The 15,029-nt window shown below is 46.5% G+C and carries 13 protein-coding genes; 5 read left to right on the top strand and 8 right to left on the bottom strand.

What is annotated here, in order from left to right:
- Positions 1 to 14: 14 nt before the first annotated feature.
- Positions 15 to 1,439 (bottom strand): sulfatase family protein, encoded by a 1,425-nt coding sequence (locus tag ACFQV5_RS08900; RefSeq protein ID WP_379245792.1) that lies wholly within the window; start codon positions 1,437 to 1,439, stop codon positions 15 to 17.
- Between the two features lie 140 nt (positions 1,440 to 1,579).
- Between ACFQV5_RS08900 and ACFQV5_RS08905 the strand changes: the two genes are divergently transcribed.
- Positions 1,580 to 2,497 carry a helix-turn-helix domain-containing protein gene (locus ACFQV5_RS08905; protein WP_379245794.1) on the top strand — a complete coding sequence of 306 codons (918 nt, stop codon included), beginning with the start codon at positions 1,580 to 1,582 and terminating at the stop codon, positions 2,495 to 2,497.
- 346 nt (positions 2,498 to 2,843) lie between these two features.
- Here the strand turns inward: ACFQV5_RS08905 and ACFQV5_RS08910 are convergent, their stop codons facing one another.
- The 4 genes from ACFQV5_RS08910 to ACFQV5_RS08925 all read right to left on the bottom strand — a co-directional run bounded on the left by ACFQV5_RS08910 (position 2,844) and on the right by ACFQV5_RS08925 (position 7,693).
- A complete protein-coding gene (locus ACFQV5_RS08910; RefSeq protein WP_379245796.1) occupies positions 2,844 to 3,983 on the bottom strand; it encodes a toxic anion resistance protein in 1,140 nt (379 codons plus the stop codon).
- A gap of 51 nt (positions 3,984 to 4,034) precedes the next feature.
- The gene (locus ACFQV5_RS08915) at positions 4,035 to 5,720 is read right to left on the bottom strand and encodes a vWA domain-containing protein (RefSeq protein WP_379245798.1); all 1,686 of its coding nucleotides are present in this window, start codon (positions 5,718 to 5,720) and stop codon (positions 4,035 to 4,037) included.
- A gap of 13 nt (positions 5,721 to 5,733) precedes the next feature.
- Complete coding sequence (locus tag ACFQV5_RS08920) at positions 5,734 to 6,489, bottom strand: hypothetical protein (RefSeq protein WP_379245800.1); 756 nt, start codon at positions 6,487 to 6,489, stop codon at positions 5,734 to 5,736.
- A 361-nt stretch (positions 6,490 to 6,850) separates the two neighbouring features.
- A complete protein-coding gene (locus tag ACFQV5_RS08925; RefSeq protein ID WP_379245802.1) occupies positions 6,851 to 7,693 on the bottom strand; it encodes a MurR/RpiR family transcriptional regulator in 843 nt (280 codons plus the stop codon).
- A 186-nt stretch (positions 7,694 to 7,879) separates the two neighbouring features.
- Here ACFQV5_RS08925 and ACFQV5_RS08930 point away from each other — a divergent pair, with 186 nt between their 5' ends.
- The 4 genes from ACFQV5_RS08930 to ACFQV5_RS08945 all read left to right on the top strand — a co-directional run bounded on the left by ACFQV5_RS08930 (position 7,880) and on the right by ACFQV5_RS08945 (position 12,311).
- Complete coding sequence (locus ACFQV5_RS08930) at positions 7,880 to 8,770, top strand: DUF8171 family membrane protein (RefSeq protein WP_379245804.1); 891 nt, start codon at positions 7,880 to 7,882, stop codon at positions 8,768 to 8,770.
- Positions 8,763 to 10,667, top strand: coding sequence for an ABC transporter ATP-binding protein (locus tag ACFQV5_RS08935; RefSeq protein WP_379245806.1), 1,905 nt, complete (start codon positions 8,763 to 8,765; stop codon positions 10,665 to 10,667). Before ACFQV5_RS08930 ends, ACFQV5_RS08935 begins: the two co-directional genes overlap by 8 nt.
- A complete protein-coding gene (locus ACFQV5_RS08940) occupies positions 10,642 to 11,451 on the top strand; it encodes an energy-coupling factor transporter transmembrane component T family protein (protein ID WP_379245808.1) in 810 nt (269 codons plus the stop codon). Before ACFQV5_RS08935 ends, ACFQV5_RS08940 begins: the two co-directional genes overlap by 26 nt.
- 77 nt (positions 11,452 to 11,528) lie before the next feature.
- Positions 11,529 to 12,311 (top strand): PHP domain-containing protein, encoded by a 783-nt coding sequence (locus tag ACFQV5_RS08945; protein ID WP_379245810.1) that lies wholly within the window; start codon positions 11,529 to 11,531, stop codon positions 12,309 to 12,311.
- Positions 12,312 to 12,372: 61 nt separating this feature from the next.
- Here the strand turns inward: ACFQV5_RS08945 and pstB are convergent, their stop codons facing one another.
- Genes pstB through pstC form a run of 3 tightly spaced genes read right to left on the bottom strand, consistent with a single transcriptional unit; the run spans position 12,373 to position 15,017 of the window.
- On the bottom strand, positions 12,373 to 13,128 hold the full coding sequence (pstB, locus tag ACFQV5_RS08950; RefSeq protein WP_379245812.1) for a phosphate ABC transporter ATP-binding protein PstB: 756 nt from the start codon (positions 13,126 to 13,128) through the stop codon (positions 12,373 to 12,375).
- A 30-nt stretch (positions 13,129 to 13,158) separates the two neighbouring features.
- A complete protein-coding gene (gene pstA / locus ACFQV5_RS08955) occupies positions 13,159 to 14,067 on the bottom strand; it encodes a phosphate ABC transporter permease PstA (protein ID WP_379245814.1) in 909 nt (302 codons plus the stop codon).
- Positions 14,064 to 15,017, bottom strand: a complete 954-nt coding sequence (gene pstC, locus ACFQV5_RS08960) for a phosphate ABC transporter permease subunit PstC (RefSeq protein WP_379246193.1) — start codon at positions 15,015 to 15,017, stop codon at positions 14,064 to 14,066. The genes pstA and pstC overlap by 4 nt, the downstream gene beginning before the upstream one ends.
- Positions 15,018 to 15,029: the final 12 nt, after the last annotated feature.

Below are 15,029 nucleotides of genomic sequence, written 5' to 3' on the forward strand. Positions count from 1 at the left end.
TATCAAGGTCTAGTTCACTTCATAGCACTACGTGCAGGTCTTGTTCGACCCGCTGCAATCAGCTGTTCCAGCTCATCTCTCAGCTGGCTAACAAGCTCCGGATATTCGCTATATCGATTCGTTGTTTCCCGAATATCATCCCGAATATCATACAGTTGCTCCTCTGGATCTCCTGCGTGCACATCAAGATCCGGTGTATGCGGTATACCAATAATGCCTCGTCCCTTCTGGTCGAATCCACCGCCGCCTGCTCCCCTAATGTACTTCCAATCGCCGCGGCGAAGTGCAAGCATACCGTCATAGGATTGGAGTATGACCGATTGCCGCAGTGGACTACCTGAACCTTCTCCGAGCAGACCCGGCAGCATATCTATGCTATCCTCTCCCGCATCGTCCGGTAATTCATCTTCCAGGATAGAAGCGCAGGTTGCCATCCAATCGGTCAGGCAGACGACCTCATGACTGGTCGTCTCTCTAGGAATTTGACCAGGCCAGCTAACTATAAAGGGAACACGGTGCCCCCCTTCCCAGATATCTGCCTTCTGACCACGCAAATGGCCAGAAGGATCATGACCATGAACCGTGATCTCCTCGCGGAACGGATCAGGACCGTTATCGCTTGTAAAGACGATCAAAGTGTTGTCCCGAATGCCTTTCGCTTCAAGTAAATGTATTAAGCGGCCCACGGTATCATCGATCTCAAGGATCAAGTCGCCCCTAGGTCCGATCCCACTCTTTCCTTGGAACGATTCGCTCGGTGCCCACGGCGTGTGCGGACCTGTTAAGGGCAGATACAGAAAGAACGGAGCATGTCCCATATTCCCTTCAATAAATTCAAGCGCCTTATGTGTTAATGTCTTGTTTACATCCTCGTCTCTCCATCCTGGAACCATCAAGCCTCCACGTCCTCGCTGACTGAAGTCCTCAGGATCTTTCGGGATACTCGGTATTCCAACCGTCCGATCATTCTCGATAAAAGAGTACGGCGGCATATCAAGAGAAGCTGATATCCCAAAATAATAATCAAATCCGCATGATATCGGTCCGTTCTGAATCGGCTGACTGTAATCGAACTTATCGGGTGATTCATCTACACATGCCCAATCCATCCCTAAATGCCACTTCCCAATGCAAGCGGTTTCATAACCGTGCTCTTTCAGATACAAGGGCAGCGTCTTACGCCCTTTCTCAATAATGGATGCATCATGTCCATACAGAACACCGCTCTTAATTTCACCTCGCCAGCAGTATCTACCTGTCAGTAATCCATATCTAGACGGAGTGCATACAGCGGAGGATGCATGCGCATCCGTATACATTCTGCCCTCTTCAGCCAGTCGATCAATATGAGGCGTTTGGAACCGCTGCGCCCCATAACAGCTTAAATCGCCATAACCAAGATCATCCGTTATAATGTAAATCATATTAGGCTTTTCCATAAAGAAACTCCTTTTCAGGTAAATTTGTATCTTTATTAGATCCATCCTAACATGCAAGATTACGGCTTACTATGGCATCAGCTACGGCCTTTTTGACATTTCTTATGACCGTTACATACCTATGAAAGGGGCTCTATTACGTGTTTGTTCTAGGTGAATCATTTCATATCGATTATTTATACATACGTGTTCACTGGATACGTAATATGAACAAGCAGGCTAGCTTCTATGTTAGCCGGATGCGGGTGCCCTATACATTGATATGGCTTGTCCTGGATGGCGAGCTTCTCGTCGAGATCAATGGCGAACAATATATCGCGACTCGGGGAGATTTAATTATGTGTCCTCCCAATACACAATTTGAACTGATCCCCCAAGGCTCAGAAGACCGCATTCACTACCTATCCTTTTGCGCGGACCTGAAGATCAGCAATATGGATCTCGTCTCCTTATATGGACTACCTACCTTAGTGAGTGTAAATCCGTCTGATAAGCTAGAAAAGTGGATTTATGAATGGAAAATGCTCATCGAGGAATTTGATCATTTTGGTGAGCTTGTTGGGGAAAAGGCGTCACAGCAAGGTGACGAGGGGATGAATACCTATTTGCTTCATACCGATATCCCCATACACTACTGCGGACTACAAGGGCTTATCTACAGGTGGGTACAACAGTGGCTGACCACCCTCCGTCATATGCTTCCCGACGAACCGCTCCGCTTTGACCACCGGGTGATGAAAGTGTGCGATTATGTGCGTGAACGCCTGGAACAGCCACTTCATTTGCAGGAGCTTGCCGACCATGTCCATATCAGTGTCAGTCAGTTAAGTCATCTATTCTTGGAGACATTAGGGACGGCGCCTATGGAATTTGTGAGACGAAGCAGGATCGATTATGCGAAGCAGATGCTGCTGAACAACACACTGAGCCTTAGGGAAATTGCCGAAAGAATTGGTTATGAGGATCAGAGTCAGTTAAGCCGCGCCTTTAGGCGGGCGGAAGGCATCAGTCCAAGCCAGTATCGTAAGAATCTTGCCCTCTCTCGTATGAACATTTGAATGTAAATATAATGGGGTTGCTTGTTACTTGTTACTTGCTAGTTACTTGCTACTTATCTCTTGCGGACTGACATTCCGCTATTTGCTCTGTTTTTATCATTTTGTGCATATGAGCGGACAGAAGATCCGTTATTACTTATAAAAAAGTGAATATATACGTGTATGGAGTAAATAACGGATTCTGTGGCCGCTTAGTTTCCATTATCGGTTCATTTCAGTAAATAGCGGATTCTCTGTCCGCTAGATGTTACGAGTAAGGCTAGTTGAAGATTACTTTAACAAGCCTGAGAATATCAGGCGTTGAATTTTGAAAGGGACACCCCAATTGGGGTGTCCCTCTGTCATCTTATAATCCCAGCTTCTGCCCTTTCTCCAACCGCAGTATTTGTTGTTCCCCATTATCCGCTAGTTCTCTAAACTGAACAATCGTTTCGCGCATTTTAGGAAGTGCTTCCTGTTTATATGTGCTGATCGAATCCAGCGCAGATAATACATCGGTGAAAGCTTGCTTTAGTGTATCTACAGATATACTTGTTTCGAGCGATTGCTTATGGATTGCGGCCCCCTGATCTTTCAGCATTCTTGAAGTGCCGCTTATCAGATTGTCTGTTGTTTGATTGAGCAGCTCAATCTTTTTCAGCACGATTCGTTGATTATAAAGAGCACTTGCAACCGTAACCGAGATTTTCAGCGCTGATACGGTCACATTTCTCGCCCGATCTACACCCCGAATTAACTCTTTGTTATTTCTGATGACAACCTCAATTGCCATAATTCCTTGCTGATTCACAACCAGCATTTGCTGCAAGTCCATCACACGCTGGCGCAGCGGGAATAAGACCTCTTCTGTTATGAACCGTATCTTGTCCTCTGATTCCTGACGCAATTTGGCAGCTTCAATCTGAGTTTCGATCTCTGAGTCCATTAACATCCCAAGCTGGATTTCCTTTTGAAGTTTCTTGGTCAGATCCCGAAGCGTCTGCTGTTCAAACTCTAATGTAGTATTGTCATTCCTTAATACGGTTTTTCCTTTATCTAAGGATATAATGATGTCCGAAATGACCGCATCAGCCTTCTGGTATTTGGCGAAGTAACTGCGCAGCGGGTTAAAGAACTTGCCCAAGAATCCACTTTTAGCAAAATCCACAACACTTGGATCTAAATCCTTCAATTGAAGCTGTAACTCCGTTAACCCCTTTGCAACCTGACCGCCTTCATCCCCTGTTTTGGACAAATTGCCTACAGATACTTGCAAGAGGGAGTTTTTCTCTGAGGAAGACCTCATCGTATTCATGCCAAAACTATCAATTGATTGCAAAACCTGTTTTCGTTTCTCTAATGAATCGATGTCGAGCTCAAGGATTGTCTGTACATTGTTAGATGCAAGTTGTTTCAGTTGAGTAACTTCCTCTGGTTCAGGCTTCACTTGTTCTTCGATGACCGACTTGAGCTTTTCTTCATTAATGACCTCCATTGTAAATGACACCGCGACCCCTCCTAAAGTGTTTAGTGAATTACAATTCAACTCAAGTTCAAGTTACATTTGAACGTTAAGCAATTGGCCGATCTTGTAGACAACGTCGTCTGTATCTGCGTTGATACTAGCTGCCTCATTGATACTAGAAATGCTCTCAAGTGCCTTAATATCCGCGTTATAACCAATGGTGTACACCGGAATTTTGTATGCCTCAATTAATCCCCTAATATCATCAAGTGAGTGCCCCTTATTCGTTTCACCATCACTTAGCACAAAGATTAAAGGCTTCACATCCGGATTTAACGCCATTTCGTCTTGAAGCATTTTCAAAGCTACAACAATACCATCAAATGTAGCTGTCCCTCCGCCAGACTGAAGGCTGTTAATTGCACCAACAAACATGGACTGCTGATTCGTATCGTACTTACCTATCGGTAGATTGATTGTCACACTATCGGAATAGGATACAAAACCAATGCTATTATCTCTGCCCAAATATTTTTGCCCTGTTAATAACGACTCCTTCAAACGGTTCAAAGGCTCGCCATCCATACTTCCTGATACATCAGCTACAAACACAGCCGTAACCGGTTTGTTGCCGTCTTTCTTCTCCTTCCACAGCTTCTGTGCCGAAGGCAAGAGACTGCTCTCAATCGTATCCATTTCCGGCTGGTAGTCATTAAGAGCATTAAAGCCCTTTTTCTCAGCCAAGCTCTGGTATTTGTCCTGCTCAACAAACTCTGCAAATTTCTTAATAATATCAGCTTTTTCCTGAATCACATTCCCAACAGCATACAGCGGACTGTCATGCCTTACGCCAAAAGGAGTGAAAACATACCCTTTGAAATCCGCTGCGTTCACAAAAGTCTGATACTCCAGTACAAAAGCATCTAGCGCCCCTGATTTAGCCGCCTCACGCATCTGTATCGTGGTTGAAGCAATGAAAGGAACATTGGCCTGGAATTTCTCAAATCCTTGGACTGCCTTTTCTCCAAGCATGTCGCTGCTATCAAAAGTCTGAAGCGCAGTTACGAGAAAGTTCAGACCCGTCGAGCTTGCAAAAGGATCGGTATAACCCATGGCCAGCTCATTCGCGGCGATCGCGTCCGTCAGTGTCTTGAGATTCAAGGAACCATATTTGTTGACGAGCTCATCAAATTTCGCCTTTCTGGTGACCACACCGGTTACATTACCGGTAAGACGCTTGGATACAAGCTCTATGTTCACTCCGCTCTCCTTCACCATTTCCCCCCACAACTCATTGGAAGGTGTAAAGGCATCCGGCACATATTTACCGGAAATTATGTAATCTTTAGCTGTCCCAGAGGCAATATTGCGGATTTTTACAGAAATCGGCTTCCCATTCACCACCATATTTGCCTTATTGAATTCTTCTGCCACTTCATTTAGCCATCCATCTATACCTGGCCCTGCTTTCTCCGGGGAAGAGAATATCTCAACGAAGCTATCTGTCGTATTCTCCACAGAAATCGGATATTTTGAGATATCCGGCAGTGAATCTCCAACCTCTACAGGATCAAGATCTATTTGTCCCTTCACCGGCTCAGCCGTTGATATCGTGATGTTGCCATACGCTTTATTCAGCTTTTTCGCTGCATCTTCCGTGCTTATCTCGGTCTTGGTTTTACCTAAATTGGACGTTAAGTTGATCCCTGCATATACAAGAATAAAAACAACTACTGCAATCGCAGCTAAGACAAAAAAGGCTTTGCCTTTACTCCGCATGTCCATCCCCCTCTCACTGCTTATAAAATTTGGTCTGCTGAATCAATTGGTCTATCTCTTTCATACATGGCATTTCATCAACATCTTTATAATCGGTACTGCCTAATAAAGAAATCTCTAACAATAACTGGTCTAACTTGAGCAGTATTTCTTCATTCGAATCGAGGTACCCCGTTACATGGGACAAATACTCCTCATATAGTGCTGTCTTTTTTTGCATTACATTGGTTGAACGCTGCGTAGTACGCTGCCTGGATCGTTGCTGACTCGCCATGCTCGAAAAATCGGATGCACTGAAGACCCCCAGTTTATTCAGAACCCCGTTAATATTGAGATAGAACAGCTTCTCGACCTGGGCAATGACAGCGTAAAACTTCTTGTAACTAAGCTCTGTTTGTTCAAATCGCTGTTGAAGGACATTTAGCAGGGTAAGCTTCTTCTTGTCGATTCGATCTAACTGATCCAAGGCAAGCGCAATATCATCCTTTAGTACTTTCACATTCCGATATTGATGAAGTGCAGCTATATAATCCTCACGTGTTCTCATATCCCTTACAGGAGCAAGGACGGGACGTTTAAACAATAGAACATAACTGCCGTACAGCAGCACTAGAAAACTGATAAATAATATCGTTACACCGGAAGCTGTCTGAAGAGCACTTTCCCCTCCGATTTCTAAACCCAGGAACCCTGGTGACAACATAATAATATTAATCAGTACCACCCCAGCAACAAGTAAGACGAGCTTCACGGCTTTCGAGCCATCCAAAACATACACCTCCCCCACTAATTCGATACATGAATCCAATTGTTAGTACAGCGATTCCACAACACTCAAGGCATAACACATAATACGTGATAAATGGAAGTTAGATGCATTTTCCTCACAAACCACCTTCATTGTCATTTCGAGTGCAGATTGTTAAACGCAGTATTAAATCAACCTCTATTATAACGGAAAACATCATAAACCAGCATAATTTGGTGAAATATAGGAGACTAAATTAAATAAAAATAGGCCTCACTGATGATCAGCAAAGCCTGTTACGGATCGAAACTCCTTATAACACATAGAAAAATCGTTCGTTTGTGCTCTGGGCGACTTGTCTTGCTCACATCTCCGGCAGCCTCTATGCCTTTCCCCGTGGCAATTTATCCGCATATCTCTTCCGCAGAACACCCAGATGATCCAATCTATCGATAACCTTCTCTTTGTTCAAAATCCCAATACTTAAAATGAGCTGCTCGATTAACAGAAGAGGTGTAACCATGGAATGAAATTCGCCCATATCACCTCGGCTGACATAGAAAGATACTTGAGCAGACGTTCCATACCGGAAATCCTCCCGGTCGGTGACCATAATAGCAGAACACCCGGTACGACTCACGCAGTCTAGGATAACCTCCGTCTCAGGCAGCATCCGGGTAAAGCTGAAGATTAGCACGGCATCCTCCTGCTCCAAATGCGCCAGGGATTCTAATAGCTCATGACCGCTTCCCGCCATAATTCGAATCGACATACCAAACCGCGACAAACGATAAGCGAGCAGGTCTCCTAGCGAAAGTGACGGACCTGGCGCATATATATAGACTCTTCTTGCCCCGGCCATCAGCATAGCGGCCTGCTCTAGCTCACCCGGCTCCGTCTTCTCCATCGTAGCTTGTAAATGCTGCTTCGCCTGCTCCAGCATTTTATATGGCAAGCTGTGAGCATCCATCTGGGACATCGTCTTCTCTAATTTTACTGCAGGCGTTGTGTCTGTTGACTCTCGAAGCGACAGCTTAAATGCCTTCGCATTATCATAACCTATCGCCCGCCAGAATCTTGATACCGTTGCAATGCTTACACTTAGCCGATCTGCAATTTCCTGTTCCGTCATAAACAGCACCTCTTCAGGACAACGCTCGATAAAATCAGCGATTTTGAGCTGACTTGGTGAAAGTTCAGATTTAACGGGGAACCAATTTATCACGTATGCTGCACTCCTTTTTGCGAGTATCGATTGTGTCTATCTTAATTCGTGATTATTATGTAAGTTTTATTTCATGGTTAAATTTATGTAAAAAATATTACACTCCGTTGACATAATTATCCGTTAGTTTTAACAATCCCCTCCTATACTAAGAGCAACTAATCCATTTCAAGGAGGCTAATCTTCATGGTTCGTAATTCAAGGGTGTATACCCTCACTTCTTCACAAAAAATGATGATTTTCGTTCTATCCATGTCTCTGTATGGCTTGTCTAACATGTTTACAGAACTAATCCCTTCATTAAAGCTCGGACCAATTGAGTTATCTGTTGAATACTTCGCGTTTATCCCACTCACCCTCTGCATGTTGTTCCATCCATTCTATGCGGCTGTAGGAGCGGCTCTTGGTGAGATCATCTTCGGTGAGCTTATGCTCGGTCAATTCGGTGGATTGGGAGAACTCGAGAAATTTCTGACCTTCTCCTTCGCCATGTATGTCGCTGGCCGGATCGTAAAAGATCCGAAGAACCGCGCACAGGTCGGAATTGCTGCCATGACAGGTGTTATTATTCATCAGCTCTGCAGCTCGCTGGTTGATATCGGTAAGGTATGGATTGGTGTCGAGGAATTTGAAGCTGTACCTGGTCTGGCACAAAGCGTTGTGCTTGTAGAAGGTGTTGGATTCCTGAATGATGTCTTATTCTCCGGAATTCTGTTTGCCCTGTTGCCTACATTATATCTGGTTCCAAGATTGTATGGAAAAATCGAGCCTCTGCTCGGGATCAAACCACGTCAAAAACTTACCAAATACGAAGCGGCCGGTATTATCTCCCCTAAGCTGATCATTATAGGAATCGTTCTAGCAATCGTCGCATTCGGAGCAGAATCCTTATCCGAGACGGATTGGAATATCGGTGAATGGGATAGCGGATTTGCAGACCGTTACGGAGTGAGTGCGATCTGGATCAGCATTGCTGTTGCAGCTGTTGTAGCCATTGCCGTCTTGCTGCTCATGCGTTCGAAAAGAAACCGCAGCATAAATAAAGAGAATACGTCAGGAAGTCTGCCTCATGCATAAACAACCTCAACCTACAGATGACGGCTTTGTTGTAAAAATTTCCGATGTATCCTTCGTTTATCCAGGTTCGGAGCAATCTGTGCTGAATGGATCTTCCCTGACCATTCAGCGCGGCAGCTTCACCGCCATTATTGGTGGGAATGGATGCGGCAAGTCCACCTTATGCAAATTGTTTAACGGTTTGATTCCTCATTATTATTCAGGGGATTATGCAGGCAAGGTCGAGATTTGCGGACTGTCCACTGAAGACCATAGCGTCTCGGAGCTATCCCGAAAGGTCGGTTATGTATATCAGGATTTCGAAAATCAGCTCGTACGTCCGACTGTGCTGGATGAAGCCTTGTTTGCCCCGCTCAATTACGGACTGGCCGATTATCGGAACATGGGTTTACGGTCACTCGAAATGTGTGGACTTTCCCATCTAAAGGACCGCTATATATGGGAATTGAGTGGCGGACAGAAGCATCTTCTCGCCTTGGCAGGAGCGCTTTCGCTTGAGCCGGATATTCTGGTCGTAGATGAGCCCGTCTCCCAGCTCGATCCTCAGCATGCGCGCCAAGTGTACGAAGTGCTGCGCCAGCTGAATCAAGTGTATGGCAAGACAATTATTGTCATAGAGCACCACACCGAATTTATCGCTGATTATTGCAAAGAAGTCTGCTTGATGGAGAAGGGAAAGGTGCTGTGGAAGCGTCCCGTTGTGGAAGCTCTAAACAGTATCGATGATCTGGAGCGCCTTGGTATTCAGCCGCCTGAGGTAACCAAAGCAGCCGTGCATTTGTCCGCAGCGCTGGCGAAGCATCCTGAACGCACTCCTGCTACTCAGCTGGAAGTGAAGACGATGTTACCTTATCCCATTACTGCTGACGCTGCGAAAATGTACTTTAGTGAACTTTTACAAACATATGCAGTCAATTCTATAACCCACCCAGAAGCTAGATCGTACGAATTAGAGTTACGTCCTACGAAGTTGGAGACAATCCATCCTGTGTGGGACAGAGCGAGTTTGGATGCTGCACCAGGTGTAAGCCATAAAGCTACACCAGTAATCCAGTTTAGCCAGACCCGATTAAGCTATCGAACGATTCGCAAAGCGCAGCATGAAGTGCTTCGGGGCATTAATCTGAACTTATATGAAGGAGAGCGCATTGCGCTTGTAGGCAATAACGGTGCGGGGAAATCCTCTCTACTCAAGCTGATTGCCGGCATCGCCAAACCTTCAGATGGTTCAGTCACGATTATGGGGAAGTTGACAAAGGATTTGTCGATCGAACAACTCTCTTCAAACGTTGCATTTGTCTTTCAGAATCCCGAGGATATGTTCATCGAAGACAATGTCTATAAAGAAGTCGCCTACTGCCTGAAAAGACGCCGTTATCCGGATGCTGAAGCCAAAACCAATCAAATGCTTAACAATTTCCGGCTCGAACCCTTAAAGGATCGTGATGCCCGGCTCCTTAGCGGTGGTCAACAGCGCCGCGTATCTCTAGCGATTGGAGCAGCCATTATGCCTAAAGTGATTCTACTCGATGAACCAACCGCCAATCTCGATCTGGCCACCCGTGAAGAACTGCTTGGTACGCTTCAGGAACTTGAGGAGCATGTACGCACCGTCATTATTGCCACCCATGACATGCAGCTTGTCCACCAATGGGCAACCCGGGTTATCGTCATGAATGAGGGCTCTGTAGCCGGAGATGGAACAGTGGATGAAATTTTCTCGAATACGGACCTGATCCAAAGAGCAGGACTCGCACCGACACAGATGATGGAGTTATCTGCAAGAATGGGGCTCATCTCATCAAGCAGTTCCCCAGCAAGCTTTGCCCAGCAGATTTACGGAATGCTTACAAGAAAGGAGAATCTTCACGATGCAGCTTGTCCGCAACTGGGTTAACAAAATTACAATCGAACGGATCCAGCTTGAGCTGATGAATACAGCTTATGGCAGCGGTCATGCCTCTCTCTCCAGATTGGACCCGCGAGCGATGCTTATCTGGTATCTGTTCTTCGCCATCGTGCCCTGGTTTATTTCGAGTATTACCGTGCTAGCCGGTTTATTCCTTATGATGGTGATCACGACGATCCTGTCACGAGTCACCCCGTTTATTATTTTCGTGTTATGTCTCGGGCTCATTGGACAGGTCGGATGGTTGTTCATTATTTCCCTCTTCTTCGGCGGAGATATCAGTTCAGCATTGCCACTGCTGAAGCTGACGCTGAAGTTGTCGGTCGTATCTTTGGCAAGCATTACCGTCTTCTCCGGTATGGACCCCGAGAAGATCAGCGATGGTCTGCTTGCACTCGGTATGCCCGCCGCTTTCTCTTTCAGCTTATCGTACGGATACCGGATTCTTCCCGTGCTGTTTGAAGAATTCCGCAACGTCCTGCTGTCCCATAGGCTGAGAGGTAAAGCACCTGAGCGTCCCGGTTTCCTGTACTCTCGTATGGCCATCTATTATATTAAGCTGCTGGTGCTCTCCTTCTTCCCGCTCATGCTGGCAACGGCGAAGCGTTCCCGTACTACAGTGGAAGCATTGGAGACTCGCGGCTTCTCCTTTGGCATGAGCAACCCGACTTCCAAGAAGCTGAAGCTGTCCCATCTTCGCATCACCACTCGGGATATTGTATTCCTGTCCGGAACAGCATGCTATACCGCATTACTATTCTGGATTGGGTAAGCTGCCAAAGTATCTAGCCTGTTACATCACTCAGTTCCAGATACCCCATTTCACTATAATACGAGGAGTGTTCACCTATGAAAATTGATCTGCATACCCACGCTAAATTGTCTAAAGCTTCGGATTTCACACCGGCCTATTATGAAGAAATGATTCAGGAAGCGAAAGATAACGGTCTGAATGCACTCGCATTGACCGAGCACTTCAACACGCGGAATTTCTACGAGGTCTACGAGCAGCTTGACCGGATGTTTCCATACAACGGCGAATACTACGATGCTGACGGATTGAAGATCTTTCCCGGCATGGAAGTCGATATTCAAGAGACAGGTCATATCCTGCTGATTGGACAGAAGGAGCACATCCTGAAGGCTCGCCGTCAATTGGATAACTATACAGAGAAAGGCGCCTTCATTGCCTTCGATGACTTGATGGATTTGGCTGAGGAACTGCCGCTGCTCAAGATTGGAGCACATCCTTTCCGCGAAAGCACCCCGCTCTATCATCTGGAACGCAGTCAGCTGACACGCCTTGATGCATTTGACCTCAATGCCAAGGATATGTACCAGTACGGTTGTGAGAATAACCTTGAGAAGGTCAAGCAATTCGCAGCCGATCTTGGCAAGCCGGTTACTGCAGGCAGTGATACCCACCAGTGCCTCCAATACGGAAGTGTCTATAACGAGCTTGCCACTCCATGTGAATCCGCTGCGGATCTTAAGGCGGCGATCCTTCAGGAAGCCTACGAACTTCGAGTCTCTGATAGCCTTCCACTTAAGGTCAAAGCCTCTGTTATGCTGAAAAAGCTCATGAAAAAGATCGTCCGGCTTGAAGCTGCTTCAAGTGTTCATTCTGTCTAAATGAAACCAATTATGATGCCCCGGTCAAGTAAGTTGACTGGGGCATCTTTTATATAGGGGATCAGCCAAATCGACCGCTTATATAATCCTGCGTTCGCGAATCGCGAGGTGTAGAGAACAGCTCCTGAGTAGCTGCACACTCCACCACTTCTCCATTTAGGAAAAAAACCGTCTGCTGCGATACCCTAGCTGCCTGCTGCATATTGTGCGTGACCATCACAATCGTATAGCGTTCCTTCAGCTCATGCGTCAGCTCCTCAATCTTGAAGGTGGAGACCGGATCAAGCGCTGAAGTTGCTTCATCCATGAGTAAGATGTCCGGCTCGACCGCTAGCGCCCGTGCAATGCACAGCCGCTGCTGCTGTCCTCCAGAGAGACTTAACGCTGGACGTTTCAGATTATCCTTTACCTCATCCCAAAGCACCGCGGAACGAAGGCTCGTCTCCACGATCTCATCGAGCATCTTCTTGCTGCGAATACCATGCTGTCTCGGTCCAAAAGCCACATTATCATATATCGACTTCGGAAAGGGATTCGGCTGTTGAAATACCATTCCGATTTTTTTGCGGAGGGATTCAATATGAACCTCATCGGCATAAATATCGGTTCCGCCAATAGCCACTTTACCTTCAATCCGCGTTCCAGGTATCCGGTCGTTCATCCGATTAAGCGTCCGCAGGAGCGTGGATTTCCCACATCCCGACGGACCGATAAATGCAGTAATCGCACGCTGCGGAATATGAAATGAAACGTTCTTAAGCGCATGAAACTCACCGTAAAATAAGTTAAGCTTATTCATTTCAATTAATGCTTGCATGGCTTTTCCCTCCAAGGTAGAAATCTACGATTACGCTTTATTCTTCCGTGAATTCAGCCAAAGCGGGACACGGAACACGATGTTAATGAGCAATGCTACAAAGATGAGTACCGCGGTTGTCTTCTGGGCAATGTCCTGGGCATCCGGCACAATCGCTTCCGACTGGACGTACCATAGGTGAACCGCGAGCGTTCCGCCCGGCGAGAAGAGATTGAAGTCCCACATTTCGCCCGAAGTGGATACACCAGCAGTCAGAATAATGACTGCACTCTCACCGAATGCTCTGCCTGCTGTTAGACAGATACCGGTCATAATCCCACTCATCGCAACAGGCAACAGTACACGGCGAATCGTCTGTAGGTGCGTTGCACCGAGGGCAAAGGAAGCATTGCGGAGCTCTTCAGGAACAGCACGAATCGATTCCTCCGTCACGCGTGTTAACACGGGCAGGTTCAGAAAGGCCAAGCTGATGGCCGCGCCAAGAATTGTTAGTCCAATTTCGAAGAACTCAACAAACAGCGCAATCCCGAACAAACCGAAGATGATAGACGGAACTGAGGACAAGCCCTCTACGCAGATCCGAACGACCTCGATTAATTTATTATTCGGAGCGAACTCAGCCAAATAAATACCGGCGGCCATCCCAATCGGAATGGAGACAATGAGAGAGATGATCAGCACGTAGAAGGAATTGAACAAAGCAGGTCCAATGCCGCCCCCCTCCTCAATCTCGCTTGGCAATCCGTAAAGAAAGTCCCAGCTCAGCTTCGGAAGTCCCTTTTCAAGCAAGAGAAATAACAGCCCGAGGATAAATAAAATGACGATAATACCAACACCCCATACAAGCCCGGTAAACAACCGGTCCAGAACAACAGATGTACCTCTGCGTTTCCCAAAATAATAGGAGGGGATGGAATCTACTGGCTCTTTCAACCTCATAAATAACGTCCCCCTTTCTTCTGAAGCATTCTGACTCCGACGATCATGAGAAGCGAGATCGCCAGCAGGATAAAGCCCATCATATACAATCCGTAATTCCAGGTAGAATCGAATTCAACGCTCGAAATCTGCATTACGATGTTACTCGTCAGTACAGCCGTCGGGGTGAATAGACTGTTCGGCAATTGGGCCGTATTCCCGATGACCATCACAACAGCCATGGTCTCACCTATGGCCCGGGCCATACCCAGTATGACTGCATACATGATTCCACCTTTAGCTGCAGGCAGCACCACACGGATAACCGTCTGAAAGCGATTCGCACCAAGTGCATAAGCCGCATCACGGTATTTATTAGGAACGGCAGCGATGGCATCATCACTAATTCGGCTGATCGTTGGCAAGACCATAATCGTAAGGACAATCGACGCGGCTAACAGTCCGTCAGCTAGATCATGCCCGCTGATGTCTCGAAGCCACGGAATGAGGATAGTCAATCCCAAAAATCCGTAAACCACCGAGGGAATACCCACCAGTAGATCCATGACCGGCCTGAGCAGGTTACGTAACCATTTCGGTGTCATCTCGGCCAGAAACACTGCAATGATCACAGAGATTGGAATGGAGATCAGCATCGTCAGACTGGTTAATGCGAACGTGCCAAGAATGAATGTAAGTGCACCGTAGTGCTCATTTTCAGGATCCCAATTGGTGGAGAAAAAGAATTCCTTAAATGAGACATGGGAGAAGGTTAAGACCCCCGTACGAAGCATCAGAACCAGAATGCAAAGCAGAACAAGGCAGACAAACAACGCACTGGAAATACAAAGTACGCGAAACAGGCTGTTAGACCATCTAAGACGTGCTTTACGATCAAACTTTGAACCGGAGGCTGTGCCAATTCTGTGGCCAAGCTCAGCTGCGGTCGCGCTTTTCGCCTCGGAATTCATATTTATCATGAT

The sequence above is a fragment of the Paenibacillus sp. GCM10028914 genome (assembly GCF_042666275.1).
Taxonomy (GTDB): Bacteria; Bacillota; Bacilli; order Paenibacillales; family Paenibacillaceae; genus Paenibacillus_AQ.